Source organism: Streptomyces sp. NPDC001056 (assembly GCF_053598955.1).
The window spans coordinates 83,696-98,617 of the sequence record NZ_JBSFLI010000009.1 but is presented as its reverse complement, the minus strand read 5'-3'; the positions used below and the strand labels follow the sequence as shown (position 1 = coordinate 98,617).

Genomic DNA, 14,922 nt, shown 5'->3' with positions numbered 1-14,922 from the left:
AGTTGAGGATAGTGCCTCACCGGACCTGCGCCGTTGTCGCGCCGGTCAGTTCGGGGTGGGAGGCGTGGACGAAGGCCCGCATGTGCCGGGTGAGGATGTGGGCGAGGGACATGTGGATGTCCTCCTGTTCCTCGATGGAGTCGGCGGGCGCGAGGACGTAGGCGTCGCACAGCTCGCGCGCGAGGCCCCCGTCCGGTCCGAGCAGGCCGACGGTGATCATGCCGTGGGCGCGGCCGTAGCGCAGTGCCTCCAGCACGTTGGGCGAGTTGCCGCTGGTGCTGATGCCGACGACCAGGTCGCCGGGCTGGGCGAGGCCCGCCAGCTGGCCGGCGAAGACCTGGTCGTAGCCGAAGTCGTTCGCCCAGGCGGTCAACGCGGGGACGTGGTCGACCAGGGAGACGGTGCGCACCGGGGGCCGGCCGGTTGTCCGGGTGTTCTTGGAGAGGTCGACGGCGAGGTGCGAGGCGGTGGCGGCGCTGCCGCCGTTGCCGCAGATGAACAGCGTGCGTCCCGCCAGGTACGCCTGTTCGAAGGTCTCCGCCAGCCATGTCAGGTCGGTGGTGGACACCTTGGCCAGGGCCTCTCGCATCCGGGAGAGATAGGACGTGATCTCGGTCTGCCGGTCGAAGGCTTCGGCCATGAGTGGGGACCCCGTTCGGATGTCTGGTGGTGGTTCATGGATACGTCGAGGAGGGTGCGGGTCACGGCCGGCGGGTGTAGAGGGCGGCCGTGTCCCGGGCGGCCCGTGACCAGGACCAGTCCTGGGCCATCGCACGGCGGCGTCCCGCGGTCACCTCGTCCCGCGGGCCGGCGAGCCAGCGCGCGGCCCGGAGCATGGTGTCCCGGAGCGCGTCGGCAGTCGGTTCGGGCAGGGTGAATCCGGTGCCGCGGGCCGGGTCCCGGGTGATGTCCGTGACCGTGTCGCACAGTCCGCCGACCGCGCTGACCACGGGCAGGCAGCCGTAGGTCATGGCGATGAGCTGGTTGAGCCCGCAGGGTTCGACCCGGGAGGGCATGACGGTGAAGTCGGAGCCGGCGTAGGTGAGCCAGGCGGAGTCCTGGTCGAAGCGGGGGACGTGCGCCACGGCGGCGGGCAGGGCACGGGCGAGTGCCGCGAGGCCGGTGACGAGGCTCGCGTCGCCCTGGCCCACGACGACCAGTTGCACGGACCCGTCCGCCGCCGGTTCCCGTGCCGCCTCGATGAGGAGGTCGATGCCTTTTTCGGGGACCACGCGGGTGCACACGCCGAACAGCGCGGCATCGGGGTCCTCTTTCAGTCCGAGGCGCCTTTGCAGCAGGAGTTTGTTGGCCTGCTTGCCGTCGGCGACGGTGTCCGGGGTGTAAGGGCTGGTCACGCGGCCGGTCGCGGCGGGCTGCCACAGGTGGGTGTCGATGCCGGCGATGATTCCGGTCAGGGGAAGCCGGTCGAGTGCGGCGCCGATGGCCGTTCCCGTCAGCTGTGTCACGAGTTCGCGTGCGTAGGTGGGGCTGCCCGTCGTCGCGGTGTCGGCGGCGAGCAGGCCCAGGAGCAGGAGGCTCGCCTCGTCGCCGTGGTCCGCCAGGGCTTTTTGCCACTCCGCGGGGAGGGCCAGCTCGCCGATGTCGGCGCGCTCGACGCGGCCGGTGTACGCCGCGCTGTGCACGTTGGCGAGGAGGACGGGCGTGGGGGCCGTGCCGCGCAGGGTGCGCAGGTGGGCGAGGGCGGGGCCGGACTGCCAGTCGTTGCCGTGGACGACGTCGTAGCGGCGCCCCGAGTCCGTCAGCCAGCGGGCGACGCACGCGCCGAAGAAGGCGGCCCGTGCGGTGGCGTCCGCGAACTCCACGTAGTCCTCGTCGCGGTAGAGGCCCGGACGGTCGTACCAGTGGTCGGCGCGGACGAGGAAGACGTCGCCCGAGCCGGCGCGGCCCAGGAGGCGTTCGACGCTCGCGGGCACATCGACCGGTCCGACCGGCAGGGACGGCGTCCGCCACACGGTCTCGGTCTCCAGGCCGTGTCGGCCGACGAGCCGCGGGTAGTACGGGACGACCAGGTCGTGGGCGATGCCCAGGTCCCGTTCCAGGGCGCGCGGGAGGGCCATGGCGGTCTGGCCGAGGCCGCCCTCCACGAAGTAGGGGGCGAGTTCCTGGGTGAGGTAGAGGCACTTCACGGCTGCTCCGTCCGCTCGGGTCCGGCCGGCAGCAGCCACATGCCCACGATGTGCATGTCGGGGTTGACCGGGAGGGTGATGCGGGCGCAGCGCACCGGGGGGTCGAGGGGGATCTCGGTCTGCCACAGGCGGGGTGCGGCGCCGGGCTCGGGGCGGGCGCCGACGTCGTAGAGGAAGGGGCTGTCGGCGAAGCAGGTGTCGTCGAAGGCGGGCCGGCGGGAGAGGAAGTCGCTGAGGCGGACGCGGACGGGCGTCGTGGTGTCGTCGTGCTCCAGCGTGAGGATCTCGCTGACCGTGCCTCCGGAGCCGGCGCCCACGACGCGCAGGCCGGCGGCGCGCGGTGGCTCGTCCAGGTCGATGGTCTGGCCCTCGCAGGCGACGTTGTCCGGGGCGCCGTGGCCGTAGCCGTTCGGGAGGCCCAGGTGGCTCGCGGCGGCGCCGAGTTGCTCGGCGGGGAAGGCCCGGCCGAAGCCGTCGAAGCCGTCGCCGGGTGGCTCGCCCGCGGCGAGGAAGGCCGCGCTGTTGCGGTGCGGCGTGAGGTCGACGCGGACCGCGCCGACGGGCGTCGCCGTCACTGCTGCTCCTTCGCCAGGGCGGTCAGGGTGGTCGCGGCCGATTCCAGGTTCCGCAGGGTGGTCTCCAGTCGGGGCTGTAGCTGGGCGCGGAACCTGGCGAACCGGTCGTCGGTCTCGTCCATGGCGCCCAGGCGCATCATGAGGTTGCGGACCACGAGGAGGTCCCGGGAGGCCTGTTCGACGGTTTCGGCGGGACCCCCCTCGGCGCCGGGGGCGCCGTCGGCGGTGCGGCTCCTCAGGTGCCCGGCGAGCCAGCGCAGCGTGTGGTGGTACCACCACAGGCCCAGCAGCAGCCGGGGCCCCGGCCCCCAGTCCTGCTGTGCGCCGCCGGCCGACCCGCGCGGGCGGCTGCCGACGACGGTGAGATAGGAGTCCAGGTGCTGCCGGAGCTGTCGTACGAGGGCCGTGCCGCTGAGCCAGGGGCCGCCGTCGCCGGACAGCTGCCGCGCGAGATCCGGCAGCGCGCCGGCGTCCGTGTGTCCCGTGCCGAGCGGGAGGATCTCCATCCACGCCTGTCCGGCGTCGCCCTCGCACATCGCGGGGGTCAGCTGGGCGACGGGTATGCGGCCGTCGAAGAAGACGGCCTCGCCGGGGTCCACGAGGCGCACGGTCGCCGTGGCCGCGTCGAAGTCCTCCAGGACGACGACGTGGAGCGCGTGGCTGGTGCGGAAGCCCACCCAGTAGTGCTCCAGATGGAAGGCGTCCGCGGCGATGGCCACGGCCCGCCCGGAGCGCAGGGTGTCGAGTGCCTGCCGCCAGTCGGCCTCGGTGCGCACCGGGTGGTGGGCGAGCCGGTAGCCGTGGCGGGCGAAGGTGGCGGTCAGCGGTTCCAGCGGGTCGCTGAAGGCCAGCTCCCCGTCGGCGGTCAGGCGTGCGGCCGTGGCGGCGTTGTTCCCGAGCACGGAGAAGGGATCCGTGTGCGGCTCGGTGGCGGTCAGGAGGGTCGCCAGTGCCGCGTGGTAGCAGCTCGAATCGGTGAACCGTGCTGTCTGGGTCACCCGTCCCCCAAGGGTCGGCCGCGTCGCGGCCGCGCGGTGCGCCGGGCCGGACGTGCGGTGTGATCGGTGTGATCTTCCGGGCCGGGGCCCGTGGTGCTGTCCTCTGACGCTGGGACACTATGAGTCGGGGCGGGACGTTCACAATCGCCCCGTCCGGCCATGGCCAGACAGCCATGGCCTTGTGCGTATGGGCAGGTCGGGGTCCATCAGCACAGTCGGAACACATGGGTCGCACTGCGCGAGGGGTCCCCGGGGCGCAGCCGCAGTTCGCCCTCGCGCGGGAGCAGGACCGCGGCGGCGACGGTGCGTTCGCGCCGGATGTCGCCGTTGTCCGCGACGCACAGCGGCGGGGCGGACAGCAGCGCGAAGTGTTCCTCGGCAGTGGCGGTCGCGGGGAGGGCCGCGAGGCGGGCGCGGCAGGTGTCGAGGCGTTTGACCGAGGAGCGCCTCGCGAAGACGTTGATCTCGTCGCGGGGTGCCAGGTCCGGGTGCAGGAAGTGGTTGGTGTGCGCCGTCTCCGGCCCCTCGGTGACGCGCCAGGTGCCACCGTCGTACTCGGCGCACACGGCGCGGCGGGCGTCGCACAGGGTGAAGCAGCGGGAGCTGGCCAGGGGCAGGCCGCGCAGCAGGGCCAGGGCCTCGTCGACGGTGTCGGCGTGGTCCAGGACGTGGCGGACGGCCAGGTACGGGGGCACGCCGGGGCGCCAGGTCCCGGCGAGGACCAGGTTGAGGCCCACGGCCAGGCCGGAGCTGTTGAGGCCGAGGTAGCCGAGCAGTCCGCCGAAGCTCAGCAGCAGGGACCGGCGGGGGGTGTCGTCGCGGGAGAGTTCCAGGACGGTGATCTGGTCGTCCAGGTCGCCGTTGAGGTCGACGGTCTGGGCCACCACGGGGCCTGCCTCACCGGTGCGGGCGTAGGTGGTGCAGTCGCCCATGGCCGGCACCGTGCGGTAGCCCATGATCTCGCGGCGTATCTGGAGCAGACAGGCCTGTGCCTCGGTCAGCCCGGCGCCGGCGGCGAGGCCCCGGATCTCCGTGGCGAGGTCGGGTACGGCGTCCTCGATGGCGCGCCGGTACGCCTCGATGCGGGGGGCCAGTCCGGCCGGGGTGACCGGCCGGGCGAGCACCTTGTTCAGGCGGCACAACGAGTCGTCGTAGAAGGCGTTCAGGGCCGCGGCCCGCTCGCCGCCGTGCCGCAGTCCCAGCTCGTACGGTTCGCCCGCGGCGCGTACGAAGGGAAGCGGGAGTACGTCCATGTCACCGCGCCGTCCGGTCGGCCGGGCGGTGTCCGGTGCGCAGGAGTTCGCGCACGCCGGGCCATTCGGCGCGCAGGACGCTGTAGAAGACGGCGTCGCGGCGGCGGCCGCCCGGCATGAAGTTGTAGCTGCGCAGGGTGCCCTCCTCCACGGCGCCGATGTTGCGCAGCCCGCGCCGGGCCTGTTCGTTGAGGATGTCGGTCTTGAACTCCACCCGCTGCGCGTCCAGCGTCTCGAAGGCGTGCTGGAGCAGCAGGTACTTGGCCCAGCGGTTGACGCCCTTGCCGCGGAAGTCCCGGCCGAGCCAGGACCAGCCGATCTCCAGGCGGCGGTCGGCCTCCGCCATGTTGCCGTAGCTCATGCTGCCCGCGGCGCGCCCCGTGTGCCGGTCGGTGACGCGGAAGACGACGCGCCGCCCGTCCTTCTGGTCGGCGAGGGCCGCGTCGAAGAACGCGTGGTAGTCCTCGGTGGTGTCGACCCGGCTGACGAAGTAGCGCCAGATGTCGGGGTCCAGGGCGATGGCGTGCAGGTCCTCGCGGTCCGCTTCGGTGATCGGACGCAGCTGCACGTGCTCGTTCTCAAGCGTGGCGGGTGCCGACTCGGCCCAGCTCATGGGGCGTTCTCCTGGTGTGTGCGGTGGGTGGTGCGGTGCGGTCCCCCGGGCCGGTCGGGCGGAGCCGGCCCGGGGGACCGGTCAGGTGGTGAGGCCCGCGTCCGGGTCCTCGATCCGGGTCAGGAAGGCTTCGCGGATGCGGGGGCGCAGCGGTTTGTACTGGGAGGACAGTAGGCCGTTCTCGATGCTGAACGGCTGGTCGGCCACGATGACGCGGCCGATCCGCTCGTGCCGTCCGCCCTGCTCGTTGGCGGTCCGCAGCTGGGCTTCGATGGCGGCCCGGTCGGGTGTCGGGTCGGCCGGGGAGACGACGGCGACGAGTTCGTCGCCGTGGGCGAAGAGGACGCATTCGGCGATCGCGGGGCTCTGCCGCATGCGGTCCTCGACGGGCCGGACCGTGATGTTGCGGCCGTTGCCGAGGGACACGACGGCGTCGGCGCGGCCGGTGATGTAGAGGAAGCCGTCGGCGTCGACGTAGCCGACGTCGCCCGTCCGGACCGTGCCGTCGGGCGCGAAGACCTGCTCGGAGGCGCCCGGGGCGGCGTAGGTGTAGGCGGTGCCGACGGGGAAGTCGCTGCGCACGGTGACGTTTCCGTCCTCGTCCAGCAGGACCTCCTTGCCGGTCACGACGCGGCCGACGCTGCCCTCGCGCCAGGCGCCGGGGTGGTTCTTGGTGACGATGCAGGTCTCGTTCATGCCGTAGCCCTCGTAGATCGGCAGCCCGCACGAGGTGAAGAAGCGCAGCGTGTCGACCGCGGCGGGGGCCGAGCCCGTCCAGAGGTAGCGGATCCGGCCGCCGAAGAGGTGGTGTGCCGCCTGCCGCAGGACGTCGGCGGGGTCTGCGCCCGGTGTGCGCGCGGCCCGGGTCTCGATGTGCCGCTTGGCGAGGTCGTAGAAGGCCGGTACGCCCATGACCACGGTCGGACGGGTCCCCCGCAGCGCCGCGAAGGCCGACTGGTAGGTGCTGATCGTGAGGTCGTGTCCGAAGCACAGCGCGGAGTAGACCCAGTAGCGCTGCTGGAGCAGGGACAGGGGCAGGAAGACGAAGAGTTCGTCTCCGGGACCGTGGGCGAACATCTCCTGTACGGCGCGCAGGGAGCTGTCGATGCTGCCCGCGGTGGCCGCGAGTCCCTTCGGGGTGCCCGTGCTGCCGGAGGTGAACTTCAGTGTGGTGGCGTCGTGCGGGCCGTACGACACCGGGGGCAGTTCCTCGTCCGAGTCGGTGGCGGCCATCGACCGCGCCCGCGTCATGGGCAGTACGGCCGGATGGTCGCTCTCCTGGTCGGTGAAGAGCAGCCGCAGGTCGTAGCGGTCCAGCAGGGTGCCGTCCGCGGGGAACTTGCCCGGTTCGAAGCCGGCGGTCAGCACGCCGAGCCGCAGGGCGGCCAGGTCGAGCAGGGCCCATTCCAGGCAGTTGGCGGCGAGGATGCCGATGCGGTCGCCCGGTCGCAGGCCCTGTGCGCGCAGCTGCCGGGCGAGCCTGCCGGAGCGGGCGTGGAACTCTTCGAGCGACAGGGTCTCGGGGGTGCCCGCGCCGCGGAAGGTGATGTGGTGACCGGGTTCGGGTGGGGTGGTGACCAGGTGGTTCAGGGCCGAATGGATCACGGGGCGTCGGCTCCGATCGGGGTGAAGAACACCTGCTCGGACAGGTTCGCCTTGGTGCCCGGGGGCAGTAGTTCCACGAACTGGGGCCAGGAGGTGGGAAGTTCGTCGCCGAGGGCCTGGGACAGTCGACCGGCGAAGCGGGGCATGACCGGGGTGGCGCAGCGGGCGAGCAGGCGGGCGGCGGCCAGTTCCAGGGCCATGGTCGTACGGGCCTCACCGTGTCGGCGCCCGGAGGAGGCCGTCGTCTCGGCGCGGCTGAAGCGCGCGGCGTCCGTGACGAGGCCGTGGAGTTCCTCGGCGGCCCGGTTGAGCGAGAAGCCGTCGGCGTCCAGGGCCTGGGTGAGGGCCCGGCGCCGGATCTCCAACCGGTCGAGGAACGCGGAGTGTTCGGGACGCCAGACCCCGGCGTCGGGGGCCGTACCGGCGAACTCCCGTGCCAGGCGGTCGCCGACGGCGCCCAGCCACCGCTGCCAGGTGCCGATCAGGTCGTCCTGGACGGCCGAACCGAATTGTTCCCAGGTGAAGTTGGTGCGGCGGCCCTCGGGCCGGGTGCGGGCCAGGAAGTAGCGCACCGCGTCCACCGAGCCGGCGTTCAGGATGTCCTTGCCCCACACGGCGTGGCGCCGGCTGGTGGAGAACTTGCCGCCCTCCAGCAGGTAGAACTCGTTGACGTGGTAGTCGATGTCGGCGTTCCAGCCGGGGTGGGCGAGCTTGTACAGCACCGGGTAGAGCACCGCGTGGTAGAAGCTGTTGTCGTAGCCGAAGAAGTGGACGATCCGCCAGTCGTCCCGCGGCGCCGCCGCGCGCCAGGGCCGGCCGAGGCGTCGGCCGAGGGCCTGGATGCCGTGCAGGAAGCCGTAGGCCATCTCCGGCCAGACCCACACGACGTGACCCCGGGCATCGGCTTCGGCGGGTTCGACGCCCCAGGTGGAGGGGTGGGTGACGGCGATGTCGCGCTCGCCGCGGCCGAGGACGCGGTCGGCGAGGTCGCGCAGTCGTGCCGGGACGCGGCCTCGGCTGTGGTGCTCCTCGATGTCGGCGCGGTGGTGGTGCAGCGGCAACATATAGCGGGTCGCGGTCCCGGTGCGCGGGGTGGTGCCGTCGGCCGTGGTCACCGGATCGAGCAGGTCCACGCAGGAGTTGGGCTCCCCGCACTCCTCGCAGATGTTGCCGCTGGTGCCGCCGGAGCAGGCCGGGCAGCCGCCGCTGACGTCGACCTCGTACAGGTAGCGCCCGGACGCGGCGTCGAACAGCGCCGGGGCTTCCCGGGCGGTGATGCCGCCGGAGGCCACGAGCCGGGAGAAGAAAGCCCTGAGGCCGTCCTGGTAGCCCGGTTCGGCGTTCGTGGCGGTGAACTGGTCGGGCACCACGTCCAGCAGCTTCAGCGTGGCAGCGATCTCGGCGCTGAAGTGCGCGGCGGTCTCGGCCGGGGTGCGGCCCTCGGCCGCGGCGGCGGCCAGGACGTAGCTCTGGAAGTCGTCGCTGCCGGTCAGGTGCCAGGCCTCCCGGCCGTTCATCCGCTGGAAGCGTACGTACGCGTCGGCGCCCAGGTACGGGCCCGAGAGGTGGCCGAGGTGCAGGTCCCCGTTGGGGGTGGGGGGCGTGGAGAACACGAACTGCGGTTTGCCGGAGCGTCGTTGGCCGGTCTGTCCGGCGGCGAGTGCGGCGCGCGGGGCGTCGCGCCAGTAGAGGGTGGCGAAGACGAGGTCCTCGTCGCCGGTGTTCTCCAGTACGTGGGTCTCGAAGGGTTCGAAGCCGACCACCGTACCGGCGGCGACGGGGTGCCGTACCCCGTCGACCACCACGTCCCCGTGGCCGGCGGTGATGACGAACACCTCCGTCTCGTCGTGCCGGTCCGGGGTCGTCGCCCGGCCCGGCTCGACCCGGCCCCAGGCCGCGCCCACGCCGAGCCCGTCGATCCCGGACATCCCGATGCCGAGGGCGGCACGCAGGGCGCTCACGTCGTAGCTGCTGTTGATCACTGGGCACTCCTGGGGAGGTCGGGGGCGGGGGTGGCCGGGTGGGTGGGGCGGGACGCGCGGAGGGGCTCTGCGGGGCGCGCTGTTCCCTCGGCCGCCGCCGGTTCCGCTGCCTCCGCCGATTCCGCGGCCTCCGCCGTTCCCGCGGCGTGCGCCGTCCCCGGGGCCTCCGCCGTCTCCGCGGCCCGCACGGCTCGCGCCGCCTCCGTGGCTCCCGCGGTCGTCCGGGCGTCCACCGTCCCCACCGCTCGCACCGTCTCCGCGGCGATGGCGGGTGCCAGCCGGTACCCGGAGCCGTTGGCCGCCCCTGCGAAGATCACGCGGCCGTGCTCGTCCACCGGCCGCACCACCGGCGCCCGTTCCGCGCTGTACGCGTCGCAGAAGACCCGGCCCGTGCCGCAGTGCCGTACCAGCCCGGGGGCGAAGCGCTCCAGGACGGCCCGGCCCTCGGCGATCTCCACGGTCGACAGATGGGAGTGCGTGCCCTCGGGCGAGACGTCCCACTGGGCGCAGGTGTAGCTGAACAGCCAGTGCCCACGGTGGTGCAGGGGCAGGAGGAAGGCGTCCTCGTCCTCGAAGACGATCACGCCGTCGGCGGGCCGGGGCCGCTGCTCGACGTGGAGGGCGACCACCTTCTTCACCCGCAGCCCGAGCGGTGCGGTCCACCGCCGCCAGGCGGGGTCCTCGATCCAGGGGCCGGGGGCCAGCACCGCCGTCCGGGCGGCCAGCACCTCGCCCGTGCTGAGGCGCAGCCGTACCCGGTCCGGGCACGACTCGATCGCGACGACCCGGACGCCCTCGAAGAACCGTACGCCGGGCCGCAGTCGAGCGGCGAGGAGCTGCGCCACGCCGTGCACGTCGGCGTACTGACCGCCGTGTACGCTCCAGGCGCCGCTGCCGGCCGGGAGCCGGACCATGCCCGCCGGCCCCGCGGGCACCCGGCGTACCGGGTCGAGCCCCGCGCTCGGCAGGTAGTGCTCGGCGAGCCGGCCGGCGCTCGACTCCGCGGCGACGACGGTGGTGGGTACGTCGTGGACGGGCAACCCCGGTAGTTCTTCTCGGAGTTCGCGATAGCGCCGCTCGCTCAGCGCCGCCATCCCCCGCACCCGCGCCGAGGACCCCCGGGGGAAGTGCAGGCCCGCCGACCTCCGGCTGGCACCGCTGCCGACCTGGTCGCGGTCGACGACGGCCACCGCGGCGCCCGGGAAGGCGGCGACCAGCTCACGGGCCGTCATGCAGCCGATGATCCCGGCACCGACGATGACGACGTCCAGGACGCTCGTCGTGTCCGCAGGCGGCACGCTCATCCCTCCCATGTCAGGTCCAGCCGGGGCTTCGCCGACCACTCGATGAAGGACGGGAGTTGGCCGTCCGAGCGCACCCCGCGGATCCGGTCCACGATGCGCTGGCTGCGGTACGCGTTGAGGCTGAGGTTGGGATCGGCCAGACCGCGCTGCCCACGGGCCCTGTTCTGTACGAAGATGTTCCGGTCGGCGGGGCCGTCCCAGCGCACCGCGTAGTTGCCGTCGATCCGGAACTCACCGCCCTCGCGCTCGATCCGCCCGGCGAGGGGTGCGAGGACCTCGGCCTCCCGGGTGCGGTAACCGGTCGCCCACACGACGACGTCGGCGTCGATCTCCTCCGGCTCGTGCGGCTGGTCGTTGTGGGCCAGCGTCAGCTTCCAGCCGTCCGTGTCCGCTCCCGAGGCCGTCCGCACGGTCCGGTTCGGGAACAGGGCGAAGAGGTCGCCCGCGCCCTCGATGAACCGCAGCGCGTACAGGCGTTGGTAGAGATCGCGCAGCGTCCGCTCCGAGATCCCGTCGCTGGACAGCACGTTGCTGCGGTTGAAGTCCTCGCGGACCGGCCGGTCGAGCCGGGAGAAGTACTCCGAGTGGCACGGCATGTAGAAGTCGTTGGTGAACGGCGAGTCGTCGATGGGGAAGTAGTTCGCGCGCCGCGACACCCAGGAGACCCGGCGCGGCAGTTCCGCCCCGCTCCTGCCGAGCAGGTGCAGCACCGCCTCCGCGCCCGACTGGCCGCCGCCCACGACGCACACCCGCTTGCCGCCGAGTCCGCCCGACCTTGCGGTGAACTCGCCGGCGTGGAACTGCGTGGCCGCGTCCCGGCTCGCCTGTTCCGGCAGCCACGGACGGGTGCCGATGCCCAGGACGACGTTGTCCGCGCGCACGGTCCGCCGGTCGGTGGCGACCACGAACTCGCCGTCGAACTCCACCGACCGCACCTGCTCGCCGAAGACGATGTTGGGGTTGCGCTCGCACGCCCAGCGCATGTAGTTGCGGAACTCCTGCCGGGGCACCGCGTCGAACCGGGCGTTCAGGAAGTGGTAGATCTTCCCCTGCTCGTGCAGATAGGCGAGAAAGGAGAACGGGCTGGTCGGCTGGGCCAGCGTCACCAGGTCCTTGAACAGGGAGACCTGGAGGGACGTACCGGGAATCTGCTGTCCCTCGTGCCAGCCGAATTCGGCCTTGCTCTCGAAGAAGACGTTGCGCACGTCGGAATGCCCGTGCAGGAGTGAGGCGAGGCTCAGATTGGCAGGTCCGACACCGATACCGACACACCGGTATCGAGAGTCGCTTCGTTCGGTCGCTCCGCGGGCCATAGCCGGATTTCGCCCTTCTTGACCAGGAGACGGGGGACGAGAACCTCGCGAACGAGCTGCCGAGAGATGCCTTCCGGGGCGCAGGTTCCGCCCTCATACTCCGTTGCCCGACACGCTTCGCGGCAGCTCCTCCTTCGGGTATGCCTGCCTCGTCAGGGCCGAGGAGCGCCCATCGGTGACTTGGCGGAGATCCCGGCCCCGGGCAGCCTGCTGGCACCATGCCGCGCCCCGCGGCCTCGGCGCAGACCACGACGAAGGGCCACGACCACCATGGACGCAGCTCAGGGACTGCCGGACGGCGCCACCAGCTCCGCGGCCGGCCGCGACATCACCGCGGACGTCATCCGCTCGGTCGCCGCCATGGCGAAGCTCTCGCCGCAGGAGATCACCGGGAAGACGCGTTTCCGTCAGGATCTCGACTTCGATTCCACCAACATTCTGGAACTGCTGATGCGTCTGGAGGCCGAATTCGACATCGAATTCGACCCGGACACTTTCGGCACCGGCACCTTCGAAACCGTCGACGGGCTTTCGTCGTACGTCCGCGAAACCCTCGGCGGCTGACTCCCGCGCGACTCCCCGTCCGACCGCACAGGAAGCGCAGGCATGCCCGTTCCCCTCGCTCCACCGGACACCCCGTCGCCGCTGCGCACCATCGCGCGGCACGACCCGCCCCACCGGGCCCTGGCCGCGCTGCACCGCCGGGCCGGGGACGACACCCTGGTGCACGGACCGGCCGGGCACGCGCTGGCTCCCGCGCGACTGGTCGCGACCGCCACGCGCTCCGGCCGGGCGGGCACGATCGTCGACCGGGTCACCGCGGGCGAACGCGACGTGACCACGCCGCTGCTCGCGCGGATGGGACTCGCCGCCGTCCACAGCGCCGTACCCGAAGGGTCCGACCGCTCCTGGGACGCGGCCGTGCTGTGGGTCCGGCTCGGGATGACCGAACGGCTGCTCGACGCGGTGAGCGCGTACCTCGGCGAGAGGTCCTTCGGCGACACCCGGTTGAACAAGCACCCGGTGCTCAAGGACACGCTCGCCGAGGCCGTCGTCGGGCTGCTCCGGGTGGAGAGCCGGCTGTCCGACGCCGGGGAGCCGGGATCGGGCCTGGACGACGCCGCCCTGCGTGTGCTGCACCACGACCTCGGCGTCACCGGCCGCTCCCTGCTCGACCTGCTCGGCGCGTACGGCCTCACCGAGGACGGTCCCGGCGCCGGTGCCTATGTCTGCGAGCTTCTGGCCGACCTGTACGCCCCGGCCGCGTACTCGGGGGAGACACCATGACGCGCCGCCTGCGCACCCTTCAGGAGTACGTCCGCGCCGAGGCGCCCGCGCTGCGGACCGCGGACCGCGGACCGGACGGCGAGCCCCCTCGGGCCCCGCTGCTCGACCGGCTCGCGACGCTCCAGATCCCGCGGGAGTACGCGCGGGACCCCCTGGTCCTCGACGGCGAGGAGTACCTCGTCCTCAGCGCGGTCGAACGGGTCGTCTTCCACGAGGAGGCGGCGGCGTACGGCGACGCGGCCGCACTGCTGTCCGCGCCCGGTTCCCTCACCGCGGGCATGCTGGTCGCGGCGCTCGGCGACGACGCGCAGCAGAGCGCGTTCTTCGGACGTCTGCACGAGCGGCCGACCTGGACCTTCCTCGCCATGACCGAACCCCAGGGCGGATCCGACGCCACCCGCCTGCACACCACCCTCGAACCCGCCGGCTCCTCCTTCGTCCTCAACGGAGAGAAGCGCTACGTCGGCAACGCGCACCGCGCCCGCATGGGCGTCGTCACCGCGCGCACCCGCCCCGGCCCGCTGGGCATCCGGTGCGTCCTCGTCGACACCGCCGCGCCGGGGTTCAGCGCGGCGCCGGTCCCCACCCTCGGCATGCGGGGCGCGCTCGGCGCCCTGCGCTTCGAGGATCTGCCCGTCCCCGAGGAGGCCCTGCTGGGCCGGCATCTCCCGGCCACCCGCCGGGGCATGTGGGGCTGGCTGCACGCCTTCAACCCGCTGCGCTGTGTGGCGGCCGCGATGGGCGTCGGTCTCGCGCGGGCCGCCCATATGCACGTGGCGGCGCGGCTCGCCGAACAGGATGTCACCCGCCGTCGGCGCCTTGCCAAGCTGGGAGCGCGGATCGCGGGGGTACGGAGCCTGACCATGGCCGCGGCGCGGGCCGTGGACGCGGATCCCGGCAACGCCCATCTGCCCGCCGCCGCGAAGACGGCCGCGGCGGCCCTCGCCGTCGAGGCGACGACCACCGCCCTGCGCCTCCTGGGCCCCGGGGCGCGGCTCGAACATCCGCTGCTCGACCGGTGGGCGCGGGACGCCCATGGCATCGAGTACATGGAAGGCACCTCGCACATCCAGCGCATGACCGTCTCCCAGGCCCTCGCCCGCGGCGACCTCTCCCCCGCCTGATTCCGCCGCGGCCCGGAAGGAGGGCACGTTCGTGGACGACATCGATCAGGTGCACGTGTGGCACATCGATCTCGACGGGCCGTCCCCCGGTCCCGAAGCGGATCTGGGACCAGAGGAGTCGGCCCGACTCGCCGGCTACACGCACGCGTCGGCCCGTGCGCGTCACGCGGTTGCCCACGGCGCCCTGCGCAGGCTGCTCGGTCACGCCCTCGGGCTGCCGCCCGCCGAAGTCCCCGTCCGCCGGGGTCTCCTGGGCAAGCCCGAACTGGCGTGCTTCGCAGGCTCGTTGTCCTTCAGTCTCGCGCACGCCGGACGGCACGCCCTGGTCGCCCTGACGACCGGCCGAGCCGTCGGCGTCGACCTCGACCACCTCCGCCCCGGATTCCCTCTCGACGCCTTCGTCCGCCGCTACTTCCCGGCTGCGGAACAGGACCTCCTCCTGACCAGGCCGCCGGCCGAACGGCCGCTCCCCTTCCTGCATCTGTGGACCCGCAAGGAGGCGCTGGTCAAGGCGGCCGGCGCGCGGATGGCCCTGGGGGTCGGGCAGGAGGTGGGGGTACCGGGCGCCACCTCCGTGGTGCGGGTACGCCGGCCGCCCCTGCGCGGCACCTGGACGGTCCGCAACGTTCCCTCGCCCTCGGGCGCCGCCGCCGTGGCGCTGGCGGGCGGGCGGCCGTACCGGGTCGTCGCCCACGACTGGGCCACCGAGGCTCCCTGACGC

At 72.9% G+C, this 14,922-nt stretch carries 14 protein-coding genes; 4 read left to right on the top strand and 10 right to left on the bottom strand.

Going from position 1 to position 14,922, the window contains the following annotated elements:
* Positions 1-16: 16 nt before the first annotated feature.
* The 10 genes from ACWDD7_RS13655 to ACWDD7_RS13610 form a co-directional block, all read right to left on the bottom strand.
* Positions 17-640 carry a D-sedoheptulose-7-phosphate isomerase gene (locus tag ACWDD7_RS13655; RefSeq protein ID WP_351865212.1) on the bottom strand — a complete coding sequence of 208 codons (624 nt, stop codon included), beginning with the start codon at positions 638-640 and terminating at the stop codon, positions 17-19.
* A gap of 61 nt (positions 641-701) precedes the next feature.
* The gene (locus ACWDD7_RS13650; RefSeq protein ID WP_450457451.1) at positions 702-2,147 is read right to left on the bottom strand and encodes a glycogen synthase; all 1,446 of its coding nucleotides are present in this window, start codon (positions 2,145-2,147) and stop codon (positions 702-704) included.
* Entirely contained in the window at positions 2,144-2,722 is a 579-nt protein-coding gene (locus ACWDD7_RS13645; RefSeq protein WP_450457450.1) for a hypothetical protein, read from the bottom strand. Before ACWDD7_RS13645 ends, ACWDD7_RS13650 begins: the two co-directional genes overlap by 4 nt.
* The gene (locus ACWDD7_RS13640; protein WP_450457449.1) at positions 2,719-3,720 is read right to left on the bottom strand and encodes a hypothetical protein; all 1,002 of its coding nucleotides are present in this window, start codon (positions 3,718-3,720) and stop codon (positions 2,719-2,721) included. The genes ACWDD7_RS13645 and ACWDD7_RS13640 overlap by 4 nt, the downstream gene beginning before the upstream one ends.
* Positions 3,721-3,926: 206 nt before the next feature.
* Positions 3,927-4,973: a C45 family autoproteolytic acyltransferase/hydolase gene (locus ACWDD7_RS13635; RefSeq protein ID WP_450457448.1), complete on the bottom strand. Its 1,047-nt coding sequence runs from the start codon at positions 4,971-4,973 to the stop codon at positions 3,927-3,929.
* Between the two features lies 1 nt (position 4,974).
* Positions 4,975-5,586 carry a GNAT family N-acetyltransferase gene (locus ACWDD7_RS13630; RefSeq protein WP_351865200.1) on the bottom strand — a complete coding sequence of 204 codons (612 nt, stop codon included), beginning with the start codon at positions 5,584-5,586 and terminating at the stop codon, positions 4,975-4,977.
* A gap of 81 nt (positions 5,587-5,667) precedes the next feature.
* The gene (locus tag ACWDD7_RS13625; protein ID WP_450457447.1) at positions 5,668-7,191 is read right to left on the bottom strand and encodes an AMP-binding protein; all 1,524 of its coding nucleotides are present in this window, start codon (positions 7,189-7,191) and stop codon (positions 5,668-5,670) included.
* Positions 7,188-9,173, bottom strand: coding sequence for a class I tRNA ligase family protein (locus tag ACWDD7_RS13620; protein WP_450457446.1), 1,986 nt, complete (start codon positions 9,171-9,173; stop codon positions 7,188-7,190). Before ACWDD7_RS13620 ends, ACWDD7_RS13625 begins: the two co-directional genes overlap by 4 nt.
* Positions 9,170-10,477, bottom strand: a complete 1,308-nt coding sequence (locus tag ACWDD7_RS13615; protein WP_450457445.1) for an NAD(P)/FAD-dependent oxidoreductase — start codon at positions 10,475-10,477, stop codon at positions 9,170-9,172. The genes ACWDD7_RS13620 and ACWDD7_RS13615 overlap by 4 nt, the downstream gene beginning before the upstream one ends.
* Positions 10,474-11,790: a lysine N(6)-hydroxylase/L-ornithine N(5)-oxygenase family protein gene (locus tag ACWDD7_RS13610; RefSeq protein ID WP_450457444.1), complete on the bottom strand. Its 1,317-nt coding sequence runs from the start codon at positions 11,788-11,790 to the stop codon at positions 10,474-10,476. The genes ACWDD7_RS13615 and ACWDD7_RS13610 overlap by 4 nt, the downstream gene beginning before the upstream one ends.
* Before the next feature lie 180 nt (positions 11,791-11,970).
* On the opposite strand from ACWDD7_RS13610, the gene ACWDD7_RS13605 reads away from it, so the two are divergent.
* Genes ACWDD7_RS13605 through ACWDD7_RS13590 form a run of 4 tightly spaced genes read left to right on the top strand, consistent with a single transcriptional unit; the run spans position 11,971 to position 14,919 of the window.
* Positions 11,971-12,354: an acyl carrier protein gene (locus ACWDD7_RS13605; RefSeq protein ID WP_450457443.1), complete on the top strand. Its 384-nt coding sequence runs from the start codon at positions 11,971-11,973 to the stop codon at positions 12,352-12,354.
* A 42-nt stretch (positions 12,355-12,396) separates the two neighbouring features.
* A complete protein-coding gene (locus ACWDD7_RS13600; protein ID WP_450457442.1) occupies positions 12,397-13,077 on the top strand; it encodes a hypothetical protein in 681 nt (226 codons plus the stop codon).
* Entirely contained in the window at positions 13,074-14,201 is a 1,128-nt protein-coding gene (locus tag ACWDD7_RS13595) for an acyl-CoA dehydrogenase family protein (protein ID WP_450457441.1), read from the top strand. Before ACWDD7_RS13600 ends, ACWDD7_RS13595 begins: the two co-directional genes overlap by 4 nt.
* Positions 14,202-14,232: 31 nt before the next feature.
* A complete protein-coding gene (locus ACWDD7_RS13590) occupies positions 14,233-14,919 on the top strand; it encodes a 4'-phosphopantetheinyl transferase family protein (RefSeq protein WP_450457440.1) in 687 nt (228 codons plus the stop codon).
* Positions 14,920-14,922: the final 3 nt, after the last annotated feature.